Below are 18556 nucleotides of genomic sequence, written 5' to 3'. Positions count from 1 at the left end.
CAATGACGAGACCTTGCCTGAGGAAGCACCATGCCGACACTCAAGAGCCTTGCTTTTGCGGTCTTGGCCCTGACCGGCACCACCGCGCTCGCCGCAGACCCACTCCCCGACACGATCGCCGCCCCCGGCGAGAGCGTCGTGCTCGGCGTCCACGCCGAGGACGCGCAGGTCTATGAGTGCAAGGCCGCCGCCGACGGCAAGCTCGCCTGGGCCTTCCGCGAACCGGTCGCGACGCTGCTGTCCGAGGGCAAGACCGTCGGCCGCCACTATGCCGGCCCGAACTGGGAGCTCGCCGACGGCAGCGCCGTGGTCGGCAAGGCCGTCGGCAACGCGCCGGGCGCCGAAGCGGCGGATATCCCCTGGCTGAAGCTCGAGGTCGCCTCCCGACGCGGCAGCGGCACCCTCACGCCCGTCACCACCGTCCAGCGCATCAACACCCATGGCGGCAAGCTCGACGGCGCCTGCGACAAGGCCGGCGAGTTCAGAAGCGCGCCCTACTCGGCCGATTATGTTTTCCTGAAGAAGGACTGACCGCTCAGCGGTCAGTGTCTTCCTTCTCCGCCTGAGCCAGCTCAGCCGCCGCGAGATCGCCGGTGTCGGCGAGCCGCGCCCTGGCGGTGGTATGGACGTGCTCGGCCAGCGTCGGCATGCGCGCGATCAATGCGTGGAAATCCTGGGCGTCGAGCACGAGCAGACGCGTCTTGCGCGTCGCCGTCACCGTGCCGCTGCGTTTTGTCTTGTGCAGCAGTGCGATCTCGCCGAAGAAAGTGCCATCGGCAAGCCGCACCTGCTGGCTCGGCAGCGCGATCTCGACCTCGCCGGCGGTGATGAAATACATCGACGAGGCGGCATCCCCCCGCCGCACCAGGATCTCGCCCTGCTCGATGGTGCGCGCGCGCAAGAGGCGCATGATGTCGGCGATCTCGGACGCGGACAGATGCGAAAACAGCGGCACCCGCGCCAGCATGCCCCAAGTGACGACGAAGTCGCGCCGCTTCACCTCTTCGGCGAACGCCGAGGAGATGATCGCGACCGGCAGCGCGATCATGGCGAAGCCGCTGATGATAGCGAAGGTGGAGATGAACTTGCCGAGCGGCGTTACCGGCACGACGTCGCCATAGCCGACGGTGCCGAGCGTCACGATCGCCCACCACATCGCCTGCGGGATGGTGCCGAGCTTGTCCGGCTGCACGTCGCGCTCGACGGCGTAGAGCAGCGAGGCAAAGGTCAGGACTGCGCCGATCAGGATGACGATGCAGCCGATCAGCGCGCGCCGCTCGGCATGGACGGCGGCGAGCAGCGAACGCATCGCGGGCGAATAGCGGATCAGCTTGAAGAACGGCAGAACGCCGAGCCCGGCCAGCGTCGCATGCCGGCCCGTGGCGAGCACGATTGCAGCCGGCAGGAACGCCATGAGGTCGATGATGCCGAGCGCGGAGAAGACATAGCCCAGACGGTCGGACAGCGCCGAGCCCTTGCGCGGCGTATGACCCGCCACCGTCCACAGCCGCGCCGCATATTCCAGCGCGAACACGAGGACGGCGAGGATTGCGATCGCGCTGAACAGCGTGTCGAACCGCGCATCCAGCTCCGGCACCGAGGCGAGGATCATCGCGGCCACGTTGAGCACGATGACGCCGATGATCAGCTGGATGAAGCGCGACCCGACCGAATAGGCCAAGGGATCGTGCTCCAGCCATTCGTAGAGGCGATCCCGCAAATCGGGATCCCCAAGCCCACGTCCTCGCGGAACGAGGCGCATGGTGGCCTAAGCGCCTGCCATCGCTTTTTCGATCGCCGCCAGCGCCGCGCTCGCGTTGGCGCCATCGGGGCCGCCGGCCTGCGCCATGTCGGGCCGGCCGCCGCCGCCCTTGCCGCCGAGCGCCTCGGAGGCGACGCGGACGAGGTTCACGGCGTTGAAGCGCGCGGTGAGGTCCGGCGTGACGCCGACCACGACGCCGGCCTTGCCGTCCCCGGTGACGCCGACGATGGCGACCACACCCGAGCCGATCTGCTTCTTGCCGTCGTCGGCAAGGCCCTTGAGATCCTTCATCTCGATGCCCTCGACCGCGCGCGCCATCAGCTTGACGTCGCCGATCTCGCGCACGCCGCTCGCCGCGCCGTTGCCGCCGGATGCGCCGCCGCCCATCGCGAGCTTCTTGCGGGCGTCGGACAGCTCGCGCTCGAGCTTCTTGCGCTCCTCCATCAGCGCGGTGATGCGCGCCGGCACGTCGTCGATGGAGGTGCGCAGCTCGTTTGCCGCGGTCTTCGCCAGCGCCATGGTCTCATTGGCGTGTTTTCGCGCGTAATTGCCCGTCAGCGCCTCGATGCGGCGCACGCCCGAGGCGACCGCGCTCTCGCTCGTCAGCGTGATCAGGCCGATATCGCCGGTGCGCTTGACATGCGTGCCGCCGCAGAGCTCGACCGACCAGCCGAGCACGTTGGCGCCGCGCTCGCGCGCGGTCCTGCCCATGGAGACGACGCGGACCTCGTCCCCATACTTCTCGCCGAACAGCGCGCGCGCCCCGGCCTCGCGGGCCTCATCGACCCCCATGATGCGCGTGGTGACCTCGTCGTTCTCCAGCACCACGTCGTTGGCGATGTCCTCGACGCGGGCAAGCTCCTCCGCCGTGATCGGCTTCGGATGCACGAAGTCGAAGCGCAGGCGGTCGGGTGCGACCATCGAGCCGCGCTGGGCGATGTGGTCGCCGAGCACCTGGCGCAGCGCCTCGTGAATGAGATGCGTCGCCGAGTGATGCGCGCGGATCGAGGAGCGCCTTCCATGATCGACCTCGAGCTGCAGCGCTGTGCCGAGCTTGAGCTCGCCGCTCTCGACGGTGCCCATATGCACGAAGAAATCGCCGAGCTTCTTCTGCGTGTCGGTGACGCGGACCTTGATGCCGCCCTCGCCCGTCAGCACGCCGGTGTCGCCGACCTGGCCGCCGGACTCCGCATAGAACGGCGTCTGGTTCAGCACGATCGCGCCGGTCTCGCCGGCCTTGAGGCTTTCGACTTCCTGGCCGTCCTTGACCAGCGCAGACACCACGCCCTCGGCGCTCTCCGTCTCATAGCCCAGGAACTCGGTGGCCCCGAGCTTTTCGCGCAGCGGGAACCAGATCGCTTCGGAAGCTGCTTCGCCCGACCCCTTCCAGGATTCGCGCGCCTTGGCCTTCTGGCGCTCCATCGCGTCGGTGAAGGCGGACTGGTCGACGCCGATGCCGCGCGACTTCAGCGCGTCCTGCGTCAGGTCGAGCGGGAAGCCGTAGGTGTCGTACAGCGTGAAGGCGACGTCGCCGTCGAACATGTCGCCCTTTTTCAGGGACGCACTCTTCTCGTCCAGGATGGCCAAGCCGCGCGAAAGAGTCTTGCGGAAGCGGGTCTCTTCCAGCCGCAGCGTTTCCTCGATCAGCTTCTCGGCGCGCATCAGGTCGGGATAGGCCTGGCCCATCTCGCGCACCAGCGCCGGGACGAGGCGATGCATCAGGGGCTCCTTGGCCCCGAGCAGCTGCGCATGGCGCATCGCGCGGCGCATGATCCGGCGCAGCACATAGCCGCGGCCCTCGTTCGAGGGCAGCACGCCGTCGGTGACGAGGAACGCGGAGGAGCGCAAGTGGTCGGCGATGACGCGGAACGAGGCAACCGTCTGCTCCTGCGGGCCGCTGCCGAGCGCGGACGAGGTCGCGTCGATCAGGTGGCGGAACAGGTCGGTCTCGAACACGCTCTCGACGCCCTGGAGCACGCAGGCCATGCGCTCCAGGCCCATGCCGGTGTCGATCGAGGGACGCGGCAGATCCACGCGCTCCTCCTTCGTCACCTGCTCGTATTGCATGAACACGAGATTCCAGAATTCGAGGAAGCGATCGCCGTCCTCTTCCGGCGAGCCCGGAGGGCCGCCCCAGATATGCTCGCCGCGATCGATGAAGATCTCCGAGCACGGGCCGCACGGCCCGGTGTCGCCCATCGCCCAGAAATTGTCCGAGGTCGGGATGCGGATGATGCGGTCGTCGGAGAAGCCGGCGATCCTCTTCCACAGGCCCGCCGCCTCGTCGTCGGTGTGATAGACCGTGACGAGCAGCTTGTCCTTCTTCAGCCCGAACTCCCTGGTGATCAGCTTCCAGGCGAGCTCGATCGCGCGCTCCTTGAAGTAGTCGCCGAACGAGAAGTTGCCGAGCATCTCGAAAAAGGTGAGATGGCGCGCGGTGTAGCCGACATTGTCGAGGTCGTTGTGCTTGCCGCCGGCGCGCACGCATTTCTGCGACGTGGTGGCGCGCTGGTAGGGCCGCTTCTCGACGCCGGTAAAAACGTTCTTGAACTGCACCATGCCGGCATTGGTGAACATCAACGTCGGGTCGTTGCGCGGCACCAATGGCGAGGACGGCACGATCTCGTGGCCGTTCTCGGCAAAGAAGTTCAGAAAGGTCGACCTGATCTCGTTGACGCCGCTCATGTTCATCCAATCGGGTGTGCTTGGGCCCGCTCCGCCGTCCAAACCGGAAATTAAGGCTGATATCTGCGGGCCAAAGCGCTTTTAGACAAGGCCAGCTTCGCTGTCCAGAAACTGTGCAAGGAGATCAGAGGGTTGCCGCAAGCGCTCAATCCGGTTGAAAGCCGCTGAAGTCGCGTTGACAGGCTTGGCTGCCCTGTGGTCTCTACCCATCTGTATCGTACGGCCACGTCGGGAGAGACCGGCTTTAGGCAGCCGGCGCCGAAGGAGCAACCGCCCCGGAAACTCTCAGGCAAAAGGACCGCGTGGCTTTGACAGCATCTGGAAAGAGGCGCCGACGGGCATAAGACCCGGACTGCGTCCGCCGACGGGATAATACTCTCAGGCACAGCGACAGATGGGGCTTCGACTGGTTTGTCTCGGGGAATTGTCCCCGGGGAACCGCCGAGGATCCCTGTGATGCTTGCGTCAGACAAAAACTCCCTGAAACGTACCCCTCTTTACGACCTCCATGTGTCGCTGGGCGGCAAGATGGTGCCGTTCGCGGGCTATGACATGCCCGTGCAGTACCCCGCCGGCGTGCTGAAGGAGCACCTTCATACCCGGACCGCCACCGGCCTGTTCGACGTCTCCCATATGGGCCAGATCGCGCTCCGGCCGAAGTCGGGCAAGGTCGAGGACGCCGCCTGCGCGCTGGAACGGCTGGTGCCGCAGGACATCGTCGCGATTGCGCCGGGACGGCAGCGCTACGCCCAGTTCACCAACATGCATGGCGGCATCCTGGACGATCTGATGGTCGCCAATTTCGGCGATCACCTGTTCCTGGTGGTCAACGCGGCCTGCAAGGAGCAGGACGAGGCGCATCTGCGCGCGAATCTCTCGGATGACTGCATCATCGATTCGCTGGCCGACCGCGCGCTGGTGGCGCTGCAGGGCCCGAAGGCCGAAGCGGTGCTGGCGAAATTCTGTGCCGAGGCGCCGGCCATGAAATTCATGGACGCTGGCCCGCATGAGGTCGCCGGCATCAAGTGCTTCGTCTCGCGCTCCGGCTACACCGGCGAGGACGGCTTCGAGATCTCGGTTCCCGCAGGCGATGCCGAACGCCTCGCCAAAATGCTGCTGGACGATCCCGACGTGCTGCCGATCGGGCTCGGTGCCCGCGACAGCCTGCGGCTGGAAGCCGGGCTGTGCCTGTATGGCCACGACATCGACACCGCCACAACGCCGGTCGAGGCCGCGCTGGAATGGTCGGTGCAGAAGAGCCGCCGCAGCGACGGTGCCCGTGCCGGCGGTTTTCCCGGTGCCGAAAAGATCCTCGCGCAATTCGACGATGGCGCATCCCGCCGCCGCGTCGGCCTGCGTGCCGAGGGCCGCGCGCCGGTGCGCGAGGGCGCGCTGCTGTTTGCCGACGGCGCGGGCGGCGAGGCAGTCGGAAAGGTCACCTCGGGCGGTTTCGGCCCGAGCCTGAACGCGCCGGTGGCGATGGGCTACGTGCCCGTGGGCCTCGCCACGCTCGGCACAAAACTTTTCGCCGAAGTGCGCGGCCGGCGCCTGCCGCTCGCAGTCGCCGCCATGCCCTTCGTGAAAAACACCTACAAACGCTGACGCATGATCAGATTGAGCACAGCAGGCGGTCCCGCGTTCACTTCTCCCCGGAGGGGAGAGGTGAACAGAGCCCGCGGCTTTCAACCAAACCTCACCGCTTCAGGGAATCGACAATGACCACGACGCTGTACACTTCCGACCATGAATGGCTCGCCATCGACGGCGATACCGCCACGGTCGGCATCACCGACTACGCGCAGCAACAACTCGGCGACGTCGTGTTCGTCGAACTGCCCAAGGTCGGCCGCACCTTGAAGAAGGCCGAAGCCGCCGCCGTCGTGGAATCGGTGAAGGCCGCTTCCGACGTCTACGCACCGATCTCCGGCGAAGTGCTCGAAACCAACGAGGCGCTGGCCGCCGAGCCCGCGCTGGTGAACTCGGATGCGCAGGGCGCGGCCTGGTTCTTCAAGATCAAGATCGCCGACAAAAGCGAGCTCGGCGGCCTCATGGATGAAGCCGCCTACAAGGCACACACGGCTTGAGGACGATGGAGCAAGCGATGACCGCGCACCGTAAATCAAGCGGCGAGACCGCCGCCAGTTTCGTTCGCCGCCACATCGGCCCCTCGGTGCGCGATGTCACCGCAATGCTCGAATCCGTCGCCGCCAAAAGCGTGGACGCGCTGATGGCGGAGACGCTGCCGGCCTCGATCCGGCAGGGATCGCCGCTCGATCTCGGCAAGCCCCTGAGCGAGACCGAGGCGATCGCGCATATGGCCGAGCTCGCCGCGCAGAACCAGGTCTTCACCTCGCTGATCGGCCAAGGCTATTCCGGCACCATCCTGCCCGCGGTGATCCAGCGCAACATCCTGGAAAACCCGGCCTGGTACACGGCCTATACGCCCTACCAGCCCGAGATCAGCCAGGGCCGGCTGGAGGCGCTGTTCAACTTCCAGACCATGATCTGCGACCTCACCGGGCTCGACGTCGCCAACGCCTCGCTGCTGGACGAAGCAACCGCCGCGGCCGAAGCCATGGCGCTCGCCGAGCGGCACTCGCAGGTTGAGGCAAAGGCCTTCTTCGTCGACAAGGACGTGCATCCGCAGACGCTGGCGGTGATGCGCACCCGCGCCGAGCCGCTCGGCTGGAATCTGGTCGTCGGCGATCCACTCACCGATCTCGACAAGGCAGACGTGCTCGGCGCGCTGCTGCAATATCCGGGCTCTTCCGGGGCATTGCGCGATCTCCGCCCCGCGATCGCAGCGCTGAAGGCTAAGGGCGCTCTCGCGATCGTGGCCGCTGACTTGCTCGCGCTGACGCTGATCGCCTCGCCCGGCGAGCTTGGCGCCGATATCGCGATCGGATCCGCACAGCGCTTCGGCGTGCCGATGGGTTATGGTGGTCCGCACGCGGCCTATATGGCGGTGCGCGATGCGTTGAAGCGCTCGCTGCCCGGCCGCATTGTCGGCCTCTCCGTGGATTCGCGCGGCGCGCCGGCCTATCGCCTCGCGCTGCAGACCCGCGAGCAGCACATCCGCCGCGAGAAGGCGACGTCGAACATCTGCACCGCGCAGGTGCTGCTCGCCGTGATCGCCGCGATGTACGCGGTCTATCACGGCCCCGAGGGCCTCTCGCAGATCGCGCGGACCGTGCACCGCCGCACCGCCGTGCTCGCGGCCGGCCTGCGCAAGCTCGGCTTTGCACCGCAATGCGATAGTTTCTTCGACACGCTCAGCGTCGATGCCGGCGCCAAGCGCGCCGAGATCATCGCGCGGGCGGCGGCCGAGAAGATCAATCTCGGCGTCGGTGAAACGGCGCTTCGCGTCGCGCTCGACGAGACCACGACGCCGGCGACGGTGGAAGCAGTCTGGCGCGCCTTCGGCAGCCAGCTTTCCTACGCCGAGTTAGATGCGACCACGCGCGAGGCGCTGCCGGAGGCGCTGAAGCGCACCACCGCCTTCCTCACCCATCCCGTCTTCCACGCGCATCGCTCGGAAACCGAGATGCTGCGCTATATGCGCAAGCTCAGCGATCGCGATCTCGCGCTCGACCGCGCGATGATTCCGCTCGGCTCCTGCACCATGAAGCTGAACGCGACCACCGAGATGATGCCGCTGACCTGGCCGCAGTTCGGCAGCCTGCATCCCTTCGCCCCGCGCGAGCAGGCCAGGGGCTACCACGCGCTGTTCGCGCGGCTGGAAAAATGGCTGTGCGACATCACCGGCTATGACGCGATCTCGCTGCAGCCGAATTCCGGCGCGCAAGGCGAATATGCCGGGCTGCTCGCGATCAGGGGCTATCATGCCGCGCGTGGAGAGAGCCATCGCAAGATCTGCCTGATCCCCTCCTCCGCCCACGGCACCAACCCGGCCTCGGCCGCGATGGTCGGCATGGACGTGGTTGTCGTCGCCTGCGAGAAGAACGGCGACGTCGACGTCAATGACCTCCGCGCCAAGGCGGAAAAGCATTCGAACGATCTCGCCGCGGTCATGATCACCTATCCCTCGACCCATGGCGTGTTCGAGGAGCACATCAGCGAGATCTGCGACATCGTGCACGGCCATGGCGGCCAGGTTTATCTCGACGGCGCCAATCTCAATGCGCAGGTCGGCCTAAGCAGGCCCGGCGACTACGGCGCCGATGTCAGCCACCTCAATCTGCACAAGACCTTCTGCATCCCGCATGGCGGCGGCGGCCCCGGGATGGGCCCGATCGGCGTCAAGGCGCATCTCGCCCCGTTCCTGCCGGGCCATCCCGCAGCGAATGGCGACACGCCTGTCGGGCCGGTCTCGGCCGCGCCGTTCGGGTCGGCCTCGATCCTCACCATCTCCTACATCTACATTTTGATGATGGGCGGTGAAGGATTGAAGCGCGCCACCGAGATCGCGATCCTCAACGCCAACTACATCGCAGCAAGGCTCGATGCGCATTTCCCGGTGCTCTACAAGAACGCGAAGGGCCGAGTCGCCCACGAGTGCATCGTCGACCCGCGGCCCCTGAAGACGACGAGCGGCGTCACGGTCGACGACATCGCAAAACGCCTGATCGATTACGGCTTCCACGCCCCGACCATGAGCTTCCCGGTGCCGGGCACGCTGATGATCGAGCCGACCGAATCGGAATCGAAGGCCGAGCTCGACCGGTTCTGCGATGCCATGATCGCGATCCGCAAGGAGATCGCCGAGGTCGAGGCCGGCCGCTTCAAGATCGAGGCGTCGCCCCTGCGTCACGCTCCGCACACCGTGCACGACATCGCCGATGACGACTGGAAGCGCGCCTACCCCCGCAGCGAGGGCTGCTTCCCCGATGGCGTCTCGCGTACTGACAAGTACTGGTGCCCGGTCGGCCGTGTCGACAACGTCTATGGCGACCGCAACCTGGTGTGCTCCTGCCCGCCGGTGAGCGATTACGCGGAAGCCGCGGAGTAAGACACAACGGAGGTTCCGTAGGGCGGGCAAGCGCAAGCGTGCCTACCACCTTCATCTGCGTTGAAAAAACCGTGGGCACGGCGCTTACGCGCCTTTGCCCACTGAACGCACCTCTAGGGCGCAACCAATGATCGGCTTTCGCGGTCCCATCGCCAGAGCCGTTCGTTGGTGAGTTCAGTCCCACCCCGCTAACGCTTGATCGGGTTGTGGCGCCACATGTCGTCTTCGCGCGCTAGACACCCGAGTTCGGTCAGCGTGACCTTCCACTCGCTCCTGCCGAAGTAGCGGTCCTCATCGTCGAAAGCTGGATCGCCCAACAACACTGGCGGCGCCGAATACGCCCCCAGTTCGAGCAAGGCATCGCGCGCGTCGTCATCATCGAACACGTCGCGAAGCCAACTCGCCTCGCAGACGCGCCTCGCGCCGCCCCAGCCAGTCAGGATCAGACGCTTCATCGCACCACCCGATCAACGCAACGCAAAACGAAACGGGCACCGAAGACGTCGGCAACTCAACGTCCTCAGTGCCCGCTCCTCGCGAAAAACGCTTCGCGTCAAGGCTTACTCTTCCGCCGGCTCCTCGCCGTCGGCATCGCGTTCGGGGGCGCCGGCGAGAATCTGCTCGGCGATCAGGCCGGAGTTCTGGCGGATCGCGGTCTCGATCTTGGCAGTGATGTCGGGGTTGGCCTTCAAAAACGCTTTCGAGTTCTCGCGGCCCTGGCCGAGGCGCTGGCTGTCATAGGAGAACCAGGCGCCGGATTTCTCGACGATGCCGGCCTTGACGCCGAGATCGAGGATCTCACCCATCTTGGAGACGCCCTCGCCGTACATGATGTCGAACTCGACCTGCTTGAAGGGCGGCGCCAGCTTGTTCTTGACCACCTTGACGCGCGTGGTGTTGCCGACCACTTCGTCGCGCTCCTTGATCGCGCCGATGCGGCGGATGTCGAGGCGGACGGAGGCGTAGAATTTCAGCGCGTTGCCGCCGGTGGTGGTCTCGGGCGAGCCGTACATCACGCCGATCTTCATGCGGATCTGGTTGATGAAGATCACCATGGTGTTGGACTTGTTGATCGAGGCCGTCAGCTTGCGCAGCGCCTGGCTCATCAGACGGGCCTGCAGACCCGGCAGCGACTCGCCCATCTCACCCTCGAGCTCGGCCTTCGGCACCAGCGCCGCAACCGAATCAACCACCATCACGTCGACCGCCCCGGAGCGCACCAGGGTGTCGCAGATCTCCAACGCCTGCTCGCCCGTGTCGGGCTGCGAGATCAGGAGTTCGTCGATGTTGACGCCGAGCTTGCGGGCATAGACCGGGTCGAGCGCGTGCTCGGCGTCGATGAAGGCGCAGATGCCGCCCTTCTTCTGGGCTTCGGCCACCGTGTGCAGCGCCAGCGTGGTCTTGCCCGAGGATTCCGGCCCGTAGATCTCGACGATGCGCCCCTTGGGAAGGCCGCCGATGCCAAGCGCGATATCGAGCCCGAGCGAGCCCGAGGACACCGCCTCGATGTCCATGGAGCGGTCGTTCTTGCCCAGCTTCATCACCGAGCCCTTGCCGAATTGGCGCTCGATCTGGGAGAGCGCGGCGGCCAGAGCTTTACTCTTGTCCATGGAAGATCCTTCGACGATACGCAGGGCAGTTGCGGACATTGGGTCGTGCTCCTTATGGCGAGGATTCGCTAGGGGGACAAACGATTGAGAGGCGGGCCGGCGATAAAAACAATGTACTCCATTTGTTCTAGGTTCGCAATATGTTCTTTTGGGAATTGGGCGCCTGCCCGGATTTGAGCCCTGGTGTCCCAGTTCGTTCTGAGCACTGTCCTAATTTGCAGGACCGTTGACTTGGCTCAACTCGCGCCAGTCGTCTGGCGAGACCGTGAGCCATGGTCGAGACTGCGAAACAGAGCGAGGTGGAAGAGCCCAAGCCGTCCCGGCTGGAGGAGGCGCGGCGGATCATTGAGGAGTACGCCGCTGACCTCCGAGCGCTTCTCAAGATGCTTCGGCGCAAGATGAACTAGGCCAGCGCGGAGGAACGCTCCGTGGCGTCCGAGATTATCCGGCAATGCCGCGGTATTATTTTGACTTGCGAGAGGGCCATCACGTCGCCCCCGATGAAGAGGGGCTCGACCTTCCCGACATGGAAGCCGTTCAGAACGAAGCCGCTCGCGCACTGTCAGATCTGGCAAGAGACACCATTCGAGCGACCGCCGCGTTTGGAGTGGCGCGCAATCTCTCGATTGAGGTCCGCGACGACCAAGGCACCGTGATGCAGGCCCGGTTCCGGTTCGATATCAAGCGACTACAGTAAGGTCGATGCTGTCCGCATTGAGCAACCAGTGTCCCAAGTTGAATCCCGCGGTGTCCGAATTCGCTAGCAACCATTGGTTAATAGGTGCATTGTTCCGGTATCACCGGCCAAGGCTTTGCCGTAGGGTCGGTGGCTGAGAGACCGATAGCGCTCCCGCCTGCATAGCGAAGGGAGCGCCGTCATGGCCAAAGATCCCCCTATCCGCCGCGTGCGAGATTTGGCTGCCGAGATCGCGCAGCAGAACGACGAGCTCCGCCGCTTGACGGCGGAAGCGGCCGAAGCACTCAAGCTGCCAAGGCCAGACACCTTCCTCGGGCGCAAGACTCATGAGCCGTTCCCGGAGCAAGACCCGATGGAACGCGTGGACATTCAGAACCTCATCCACGGCGAGTTGCAGCCGCCCAAGCAGTAAGGCGGCAGCCCTTTTCCCGCTGGATGAGGGCAAGTAAAATATCGCCCGTCCTTGGCTGACCGGAGGCGGCGCATGGGAACGGGCGACTTGGAATGGCTTGCAGAACAGACCAATGCGAAGCTGGACCGTCTGCGAGCCGGCGCTGAGCGCGAAAGGGAGATGATCCGTCGATCTTTCGAGCTGATCGCCGAGGCCGAGGAACTACTCAGCGTGCCGCCCCCTAAAGTCTGGCGTCCCGAACGAAGCAAGGAGTAAGCCGGCCTCATGTGTGGATGGCCCCCGGCTTGCAAGAATTTTTTGCGTGATGAGCAGTGGTCGCTTGCAATCATGTGTCCGGCCTTTCTTCGCGGTCGTACATAACCGCTCTGGCCTTGATGGATTCCGCGGATCGAGGCCTTATCAGTTGGCCGGGTTCGAACGCCACTGAGGCGGTCAGGTTTCTCTCGATCCGTCGGGTGACCGACTGTGCCATCACGTGTTTTCACTCTCGCAAGCTGGCGGTACGCCCCTTAGAGGTCAGGCCGCCAATGTCGCATTTCGGCAGGTTTCCTGTCTGCTCAGTTGGCGGCCTCTTTCATTCTGCACGAGCCCCTTCTCGTAACAGCTTGTCGTGGGTTGACTGCAATCGGCCCAACTAGCACGGCCCGAGCAAAGGCTCGATAGCCCTTTGATTGATGCCAGCCTGTCCGGATCTGATCACAGGTGTCCCAGTTTGCTCTGAGGGTGTCCCAACTCTCGGGGGCGTCCTCGAGAAGCTTCGCAGCCTCCTTGATCCAACAACCCCGCCTAAAGAACCGAACTGCCTGGTCTTGCGCCGGCGATGCCCGTAACGGTGTTGTGCCGGCGATCGCATTGCTGATGGGCAGCGTCACACACCTGTGGCATGGCCGTTGCACATTGAGTTCAACTGAGATTTCAGCGCTCAGTTAGAGAATAAAGTGCTGCCGGGACGCTTATTTCGAGCCCGGCCGCGCTTTCTCAATCCCCCGTCATAAATCCGTAATTCTGGGGCACCCCTCCTGCTATTCCCGATCTTGGATAGGGATCAGCGACTGAGCGACGGGGAGCGTGAGTGGTGACGGAACCGACCCAGCTCGGCATGGCGCCGAAAGATCGCCTGTTGGACGCAGCCCGCAAAGAGTTGATCGCGTTCGAACGGCGGGAAATGGAGTTCCGCAAGAAGGACCGCGAAGAGCGTGCAGCGGAGCTTCGCCTTCCCTTGGATAGGATCGAGATCCACTGAGGCGACGCCGGCGGTCGTCCCTTCCGTTGATGGCATGAGACAATCGCACGGCGGCCTACTGTGCATGGGGTTGTTTTGCAGCTTTTGCAGGACCTGGGGTCCCGTGGCGGCCTCCGTCTGCGCGCGGGGGTCCTTGCTGGCCCGGACCGGCCGCGGCCTGCCTGCGTACTACAGCAGCACAAGCAATGCGATGCCGATGACCAACACCACGAAGCCAGCCGCTGTCGCGGCGGCAAATGACCGCTCTACGTTATCCATGATGCCACCCCGTTGCCGGCGTGCCACGTTCCCCCATGGCAGCACCGGACCCCGTGGAATCTTGCCTGCGGCTGTGGCTTGAGTGGTGCGATCGGGTGGCCAAATTGGGACTGGTGCGGGGCCAGTCTGCGGCCTCAGCACTTCTGTCGCTGCCGCGGTCAGAGGTCTGTAAGCCAACGCGCCTGGTGTCGATGAGCCCGGTGGACCAACAGCGGGCCTCCATACCAGTCGACGACCCCGCTCTCACCGAGCGGGGTTTTCTGTTTGCGAGCCCGTGCGCGGTGAGCCGGTGCGGATCCTGATTGCGAGCCTGTCAGGTTGCCGTAAGCTCAGCCGGTTAAGGTCTTTCCGCTTATGGTGTTGCAGCCCAGCACCTCAGCCTCCAATAACCTCTGCCCGCTTGGCTCTCCCCGAGCGGGTTTTTTTCATGCGCCGCGCTTCTCCCGCGTCAGCCGCAGCGAGAAGGCACGGATCGCGGGCGCCGCCAGCAGCACCATGGGCAGCATCGCGGCCCATGCGATCAGCCACGACACCATCCAGTGCCGAACGAACAGCATCGCGCCATCGGCGGGAAAGCTGGCGATTCCCGCCGCGATCAGCGAGGTCAATCCGGACTGGATGGCGCCGAAGACGGAATGACTGTAACGGCGGGGAATACCGAGCATGACGCGCCTTGTGCTTGCCGTCATGCGGCCCAGCAAGGCACGTGCCGCGTCGCACACAAAGAGCCGAGCTTTTTGCAACCGGAGACTGATCTGGATCAAGACTCTCCTGCAGCACCAGGATTAGACTGGCTCCGTGGTTCTCCGGCCATGAACAAAGTTCCTGGCCGCGCGGTGACGTGCGCGCTTTCGATATTTCCAGCATGTTTTCAGTGATCGGGGGTGAATCGTGGGAGGTGACCATGAATCACAGGGGTGTTGAGTTCACCGTCGCCAAGACTGCAATTCCCGGAGTCTGGCAGTGGCAGTTTCGCATCGGGGAGCAGGTCAAGTCCGGCAAGACCGAGACCAAGATCGACCTGTTGGCGATCAGGCGGGTGCAGCTGCGCATCGATCGGGAGCTGAAGGCCATCGGGCGCATGTCCTCCGTAGACGCCCGGAATTGATCTGCCGCGGGTTTGGGATTGCACTCCCCGCCCGTGGCCTTGGGAGGCGGGGCCTTCACGCGCGACCGGTGCCAGCCATGCCGCTCTATTTCTTCCGAATCCGCAACGGCCGCTATTCCGGCTGTGCGGACCAGGCGACGGAATTTTCCGATCGCGATTCCGCCTGGAAGGAGATGACCAGCGTCTGCGCCGACATGGCCGCCGGGATCGCCCGCAAGCTGCAGGAAAATTCCGAGTGGCACATGGAGCTCTTGGACGAGGCCAAGGAGCCGGTGTTCCGTATCCGCATCGTCGCCGAGACGCTGGACCAGACGTAGGGCGCGCGCCCCGTCAATCGGCGCTGGGCAGCCGCCGCATGGTGAATTCGATCTCGCCGCCGGGCAGTTCGCGCCAAGTCTCGACCGCGCTCATATAGCCGGCCTTGGGGTAACGGGCGAAGAAGGCCTCTGCCCTCGCCCGCGCCGCCGCACGCGGCAGCGTAAAGGTCTCGCGCAGATAGCCGTCACTGGCGCGCCCGCCCGGCGCGTTGCCGCCGCTCTTGCGCCGGCGCGCCATCCGCTCGGCGAGGTCCCGTGGACGGTCGGCCATCAATTGCCCTCCTCTACGCAATACCTGCGCTCAATGTAGGGAGTGGCGGGGTCAAGGAGGAGTCCCGGCCGGAAGCATGTCGCCTCCGGCCGAAAGGCTCAGTTCGCGGTTGTGCCGGTCTTGGTCTTTTTGGGCGCGCTGGTGGCGGCCGCTTTCGGCGCCGCCGGCTGCTTCGGCGGATCGGAGCGCATGCCGCCCCAGGGGTCGTTCGAAGCCTTGGCGTCCGGAATCTTCTTCAGCGTCTCCTTGTAGGCCTTGTCACGCTCGGCTTCCGCAGCCTTCTCCTCCGGGGTCTTGCCCGGACCTTCCTGCAGCAGATTGAGATTGGGCATTTGCGCGTAGGCCGGTCCCGCCAGCACGGCCAGCACCGCGGCCAAACGGAAAAGCTTCATCTTTGACTCCTCAGATCATTTCATGGAGGCGCGGATCGCCGTGCCTTGTCATCCCAGCGGGGCCGCTGGGCCGCAGGGACGGCTAGGATCGGCACGATTTCGGCGCGTGCACCCAGTCGTCCCATATCGGGCCGCACTTGGTGCAGCCGTTCAGCGCAAGACCGAGCGCTACCAGACAAAAGACGAGGACATACCGACGCAACATTCGCCCACCCGTACCCAACCACGGGCATCATATCGGGCCAAGTCAGGCATTTTCAAGCCGACGGGACCGCCGCCGGGCGGGTGACTTTACCGCGCCGATGCGGGCAGAATGTCCGAAACATCCGGCAACAACGGAGGAAACCACAGCAATGCCATTGCAGCCAGAAGCCGAGTTCGGCATCAGTGAGGCCAGACGCATCCTCGGCGAGGTCTTCGCGCCCTGGGTCCAGGATCTCAACCTCTCGGTCGAGCGCATCGAGCACGTGCCGCCGCCGGATGAGCCCGACTGGCAGCCGGGCGCGCTGCTGCGCATGCCGTTCTCAAACCGGCTGTGCCGGAACGGCGGCGCGGTCTGCGGCCAGGCCCTGATGGCGTTCGCAGACACCGCGATGGTGATCGCCATCCTTGCCGCCAATCGCGGCTATCGCCCGATGACGACGGTCGACCAGACCACGCATTTCATGCGCGCAGTCTCCTCCTCGGACGTGCTCGCCGAGGCCCGCGTGGTGCGGCTCGGACGCACCATGAGCTTCGGCCGCGTCACGCTGCTGTCAGCCGCCGACAACAAGCCTGTCGCGATGGTGTCGAGTGCATTCGCGATGCTGCCGGGCTGAGCCTCGTCCCAAAAGAAGAGAGCCCGAGGCCTGCTACGATGGCGGCGACGCCAGCGCAGGCCGACGATCACGAGCGTGATGATCGCGAGCGTGATCGCCGACGTCGCCGCAACAAATCGTCCGCCCGGCCGATCGATCGTGCGCGACCAGAGCGAAGGCGCCTCGCCCGGCCGCGCCAGGCGGAACGCAACGACGCTGTCGCCGATCGATGTGCCGGCCTCGGAATGACCGCCGGCACCGATCGCGACATATTGCTCGCCCTTCCAGAGATAGGTCATGGGATTGGCGACGCCCGGCACCGGCAGCCGCCCCTGCCATAGCTCCCTGCCGCTACGCGCATCGAACGCTCGCAGATAGGCGTCCATCGCACCGGTGAAGACGAGACCGCCCGCCGTGACCGCGAGTCCGTTGACCAGCGGCGCGCCCCAGGGCAGTGGCACGCCGAGCGGCGCCAGATCCTCGGTGGTGCCGACAGTCGAACGCCAGAGAATCTTGCCCGCCTTCAGATCGACCGCCACCATCTCGCCCCAGGGCGGCCTGTTGCAGAGAAGGCCGAGCGGCGACATCACCACCGCACGCGACATCGCGAACGGCGCGCCGCGCTGCCGGCCGAAATCATGACCTGGCGGCGGATTGAAGCCGGCGGCTTCCGCGCGCGGCATCAGCCTAATGAGATGAACCGCACGGCTGGTGTTGGCGTAGAGGATCTGGTGGATCGGATCGAAGGCCGCGCTGCCCCAGTTCACACCGCCGCCGGTGAAGGGAAATTCCAAGGTGCCCTGCACCGAGGGCGGCGTGTACAGGCCTTCGTTGCGCGCGTCCGCGAACTGGCGTTCGCATGACGAGCGTCGCAAGCCCGATAGCAGCGAACGCGCATCATCGGTCGAGATCGACTGCGAGGTCAGCACCGGCACATGCGTCGGGAACGGCTGGGTCGGCGACAATCTCTCGCCGTCCGCGCCACCTTGCGGCACCGCGCGCTCCTCGACCGGCCACACCGGCTTGCCGGTGTCGCGGTCGAGCACGAAGACAAAACCCTGCTTGGTCGGCTGGATCACGACGTCGCGCTGACCGCCACCGGTGTCGAGACGCGTCAGCGTCGGCTGCGCCGGCAGATCGTAATCCCAGACGTCGTGATGCACGGTCTGGAAGGCCCATACGAACTCGCCGGTCTCGATGCGCAGGGCGACCACCGAATTGGCATGCTCGTTGTTGCCCGGTCGCTTGCCGCCCCAAAAGTCCGGCGACGGCGAGGTCGTGGGCAAGAACACGAGCCCGCGCGTCTCGTCGACCGACATCGGTGCCCAGACATTGGCGTGGCCGGCCTCGATGCCCTCGCGCTCGAGGGGCTCGAAGGTCCAGCGCGGCTCGCCGCTCCGCGCATCGAATGCGCGCACCATGCCGCTCGGCGCATCGACGCGGCTGTTGTCGCCGATCGCGGAGCCGACCACGACGACGCCGCGGCCGACCGCCGGAGGCGAGGTGATCTGGAATTCGCCGGGCCATTCCAGCCGCATGCCGATTTCGAGCTTGATCTCGCCGCCCTTGCCGAAACCGGCACAAGGAATTCCCGTCTTCGCGTCGAGCGCAATCAGGCGGACGTCGTTCGTGCCCATGAAGATCCGCGATCGGCAAGCGGCACTCGCAGGCGCCTGGTCATCGACCCAGTACGTGACACCGCGGCAGACGTAGCGGTTGGCGGGACGCTGATTGGTCGCGATCTTCGGATCGAAGCGCCATTTCTGCGCGCCGGTGCCTGGATCGAGCGCGATCACCTCGTTGAAGGGCGAGCAGAAGATCAGGCTGTCCTCGACGAATAGCGGCGTCGCCTGGAATTTGGTTCGCCGCATCACGTCGGGCGGGCGCGCAGCGAGATCGCCGGTTCGGAATTCGAAGGCGCGAACGAGTTGGCCGACATTGTGGGGCGTGATCTCTCGCAATGGCGAGAAGCGCGAGCCGCCGGCATCGCCGCCCCAACTCTCCCAGGCCGCGCACGGGGGCATCGCAAGCAACA

Annotated in this window: 19 protein-coding genes, 1 pseudogene and 1 riboswitch; of the genes and pseudogenes, 12 read left to right on the top strand and 8 right to left on the bottom strand. The window is 65.3% G+C overall.

Translation table 11 applies throughout. From position 1 onward, the window contains the following. The first annotated feature begins 30 nt into the window (after positions 1-30). Positions 31-531: a DUF3455 domain-containing protein gene (locus ACRQ5Q_RS15665; protein ID WP_439398824.1), complete on the top strand. Its 501-nt coding sequence runs from the start codon at positions 31-33 to the stop codon at positions 529-531. A 4-nt stretch (positions 532-535) separates the two neighbouring features. On the opposite strand, the gene ACRQ5Q_RS15660 is transcribed toward ACRQ5Q_RS15665, so the two are convergent. Beyond that, positions 536-1762, bottom strand: coding sequence for a cyclic nucleotide-gated ion channel (locus ACRQ5Q_RS15660; RefSeq protein ID WP_439398822.1), 1227 nt, complete (start codon positions 1760-1762; stop codon positions 536-538). Between the two features lie 6 nt (positions 1763-1768). After that, entirely contained in the window at positions 1769-4447 is a 2679-nt protein-coding gene (gene alaS, locus ACRQ5Q_RS15655) for an alanine--tRNA ligase (RefSeq protein WP_439398820.1), read from the bottom strand. Positions 4448-4666: 219 nt separating this feature from the next. Continuing rightward, positions 4667-4757: riboswitch (glycine riboswitch) on the top strand. Positions 4758-4903: 146 nt separating this feature from the next. Between alaS and gcvT the strand changes: the two genes are divergently transcribed. The 3 genes from gcvT to gcvP all read left to right on the top strand — a co-directional run bounded on the left by gcvT (position 4904) and on the right by gcvP (position 9416). Next, a complete protein-coding gene (gcvT, locus tag ACRQ5Q_RS15650; protein ID WP_439398818.1) occupies positions 4904-6049 on the top strand; it encodes a glycine cleavage system aminomethyltransferase GcvT in 1146 nt (381 codons plus the stop codon). Positions 6050-6162: 113 nt separating this feature from the next. Beyond that, complete coding sequence (gene gcvH / locus ACRQ5Q_RS15645; protein WP_439369190.1) at positions 6163-6531, top strand: glycine cleavage system protein GcvH; 369 nt, start codon at positions 6163-6165, stop codon at positions 6529-6531. A 17-nt stretch (positions 6532-6548) separates the two neighbouring features. Further along, positions 6549-9416, top strand: a complete 2868-nt coding sequence (gene gcvP / locus ACRQ5Q_RS15640; protein WP_439398816.1) for an aminomethyl-transferring glycine dehydrogenase — start codon at positions 6549-6551, stop codon at positions 9414-9416. Between the two features lie 188 nt (positions 9417-9604). On the opposite strand, the gene ACRQ5Q_RS15635 is transcribed toward gcvP, so the two are convergent. Both ACRQ5Q_RS15635 and recA read right to left on the bottom strand, forming a co-directional pair. Next, positions 9605-9871 carry a hypothetical protein gene (locus ACRQ5Q_RS15635; protein ID WP_439398814.1) on the bottom strand — a complete coding sequence of 89 codons (267 nt, stop codon included), beginning with the start codon at positions 9869-9871 and terminating at the stop codon, positions 9605-9607. Positions 9872-9976: 105 nt separating this feature from the next. Next, positions 9977-11065 (bottom strand): recombinase RecA, encoded by a 1089-nt coding sequence (recA, locus tag ACRQ5Q_RS15630; protein ID WP_439369195.1) that lies wholly within the window; start codon positions 11063-11065, stop codon positions 9977-9979. Positions 11066-11298: 233 nt separating this feature from the next. Between recA and ACRQ5Q_RS15625 the strand changes: the two genes are divergently transcribed. From ACRQ5Q_RS15625 to ACRQ5Q_RS15605, 5 genes are all read left to right on the top strand, one after another. Further along, complete coding sequence (locus ACRQ5Q_RS15625; protein ID WP_439369197.1) at positions 11299-11433, top strand: hypothetical protein; 135 nt, start codon at positions 11299-11301, stop codon at positions 11431-11433. 44 nt (positions 11434-11477) lie between these two features. Then, positions 11478-11723, top strand: coding sequence for a DUF6894 family protein (locus ACRQ5Q_RS15620; protein ID WP_439398812.1), 246 nt, complete (start codon positions 11478-11480; stop codon positions 11721-11723). A gap of 181 nt (positions 11724-11904) precedes the next feature. Continuing rightward, a complete protein-coding gene (locus ACRQ5Q_RS15615) occupies positions 11905-12135 on the top strand; it encodes a hypothetical protein (RefSeq protein ID WP_439369201.1) in 231 nt (76 codons plus the stop codon). 72 nt (positions 12136-12207) lie between these two features. Beyond that, on the top strand, positions 12208-12390 hold the full coding sequence (locus ACRQ5Q_RS15610; protein WP_439369203.1) for a hypothetical protein: 183 nt from the start codon (positions 12208-12210) through the stop codon (positions 12388-12390). A gap of 817 nt (positions 12391-13207) precedes the next feature. Beyond that, the gene (locus tag ACRQ5Q_RS15605) at positions 13208-13378 is read left to right on the top strand and encodes a hypothetical protein (protein ID WP_439375799.1); all 171 of its coding nucleotides are present in this window, start codon (positions 13208-13210) and stop codon (positions 13376-13378) included. A gap of 683 nt (positions 13379-14061) precedes the next feature. Here ACRQ5Q_RS15605 and ACRQ5Q_RS15600 read toward each other — a convergent pair. Further along, positions 14062-14301, bottom strand: coding sequence for a DUF2798 domain-containing protein (locus tag ACRQ5Q_RS15600; RefSeq protein WP_439375645.1), 240 nt, complete (start codon positions 14299-14301; stop codon positions 14062-14064). 239 nt (positions 14302-14540) lie between these two features. On the opposite strand from ACRQ5Q_RS15600, the gene ACRQ5Q_RS15595 reads away from it, so the two are divergent. Together ACRQ5Q_RS15595 and ACRQ5Q_RS15590 are read left to right on the top strand one after the other, a co-directional pair. Then, entirely contained in the window at positions 14541-14744 is a 204-nt protein-coding gene (locus ACRQ5Q_RS15595) for a hypothetical protein (protein WP_439369205.1), read from the top strand. Between the two features lie 77 nt (positions 14745-14821). Then, on the top strand, positions 14822-15061 hold the full coding sequence (locus ACRQ5Q_RS15590) for a DUF6894 family protein (RefSeq protein ID WP_439369206.1): 240 nt from the start codon (positions 14822-14824) through the stop codon (positions 15059-15061). Positions 15062-15074: 13 nt separating this feature from the next. Here the strand turns inward: ACRQ5Q_RS15590 and ACRQ5Q_RS15585 are convergent, their stop codons facing one another. Further along, on the bottom strand, positions 15075-15332 hold the full coding sequence (locus ACRQ5Q_RS15585; protein ID WP_439369207.1) for a hypothetical protein: 258 nt from the start codon (positions 15330-15332) through the stop codon (positions 15075-15077). A gap of 98 nt (positions 15333-15430) precedes the next feature. After that, complete coding sequence (locus ACRQ5Q_RS15580) at positions 15431-15724, bottom strand: hypothetical protein (protein ID WP_439369208.1); 294 nt, start codon at positions 15722-15724, stop codon at positions 15431-15433. A gap of 353 nt (positions 15725-16077) precedes the next feature. On the opposite strand from ACRQ5Q_RS15580, the gene ACRQ5Q_RS15575 reads away from it, so the two are divergent. Then, on the top strand, positions 16078-16542 hold the full coding sequence (locus tag ACRQ5Q_RS15575; RefSeq protein ID WP_439398811.1) for a PaaI family thioesterase: 465 nt from the start codon (positions 16078-16080) through the stop codon (positions 16540-16542). Positions 16543-16577: 35 nt separating this feature from the next. Here the strand turns inward: ACRQ5Q_RS15575 and ACRQ5Q_RS15570 are convergent. Next, positions 16578-18545 (bottom strand): annotated as a pseudogene (locus ACRQ5Q_RS15570) (pyrroloquinoline quinone-dependent dehydrogenase); the annotation flags it as partial. Positions 18546-18556: the final 11 nt, after the last annotated feature.

Source organism: Bradyrhizobium sp. PMVTL-01, from assembly GCF_051861855.1.
Taxonomy (GTDB): domain Bacteria; phylum Pseudomonadota; class Alphaproteobacteria; order Rhizobiales; family Xanthobacteraceae; genus Bradyrhizobium.
The sequence above is the reverse complement of the archived record's forward strand: the minus strand, read 5'-3'. Positions and strand labels throughout refer to the sequence as shown.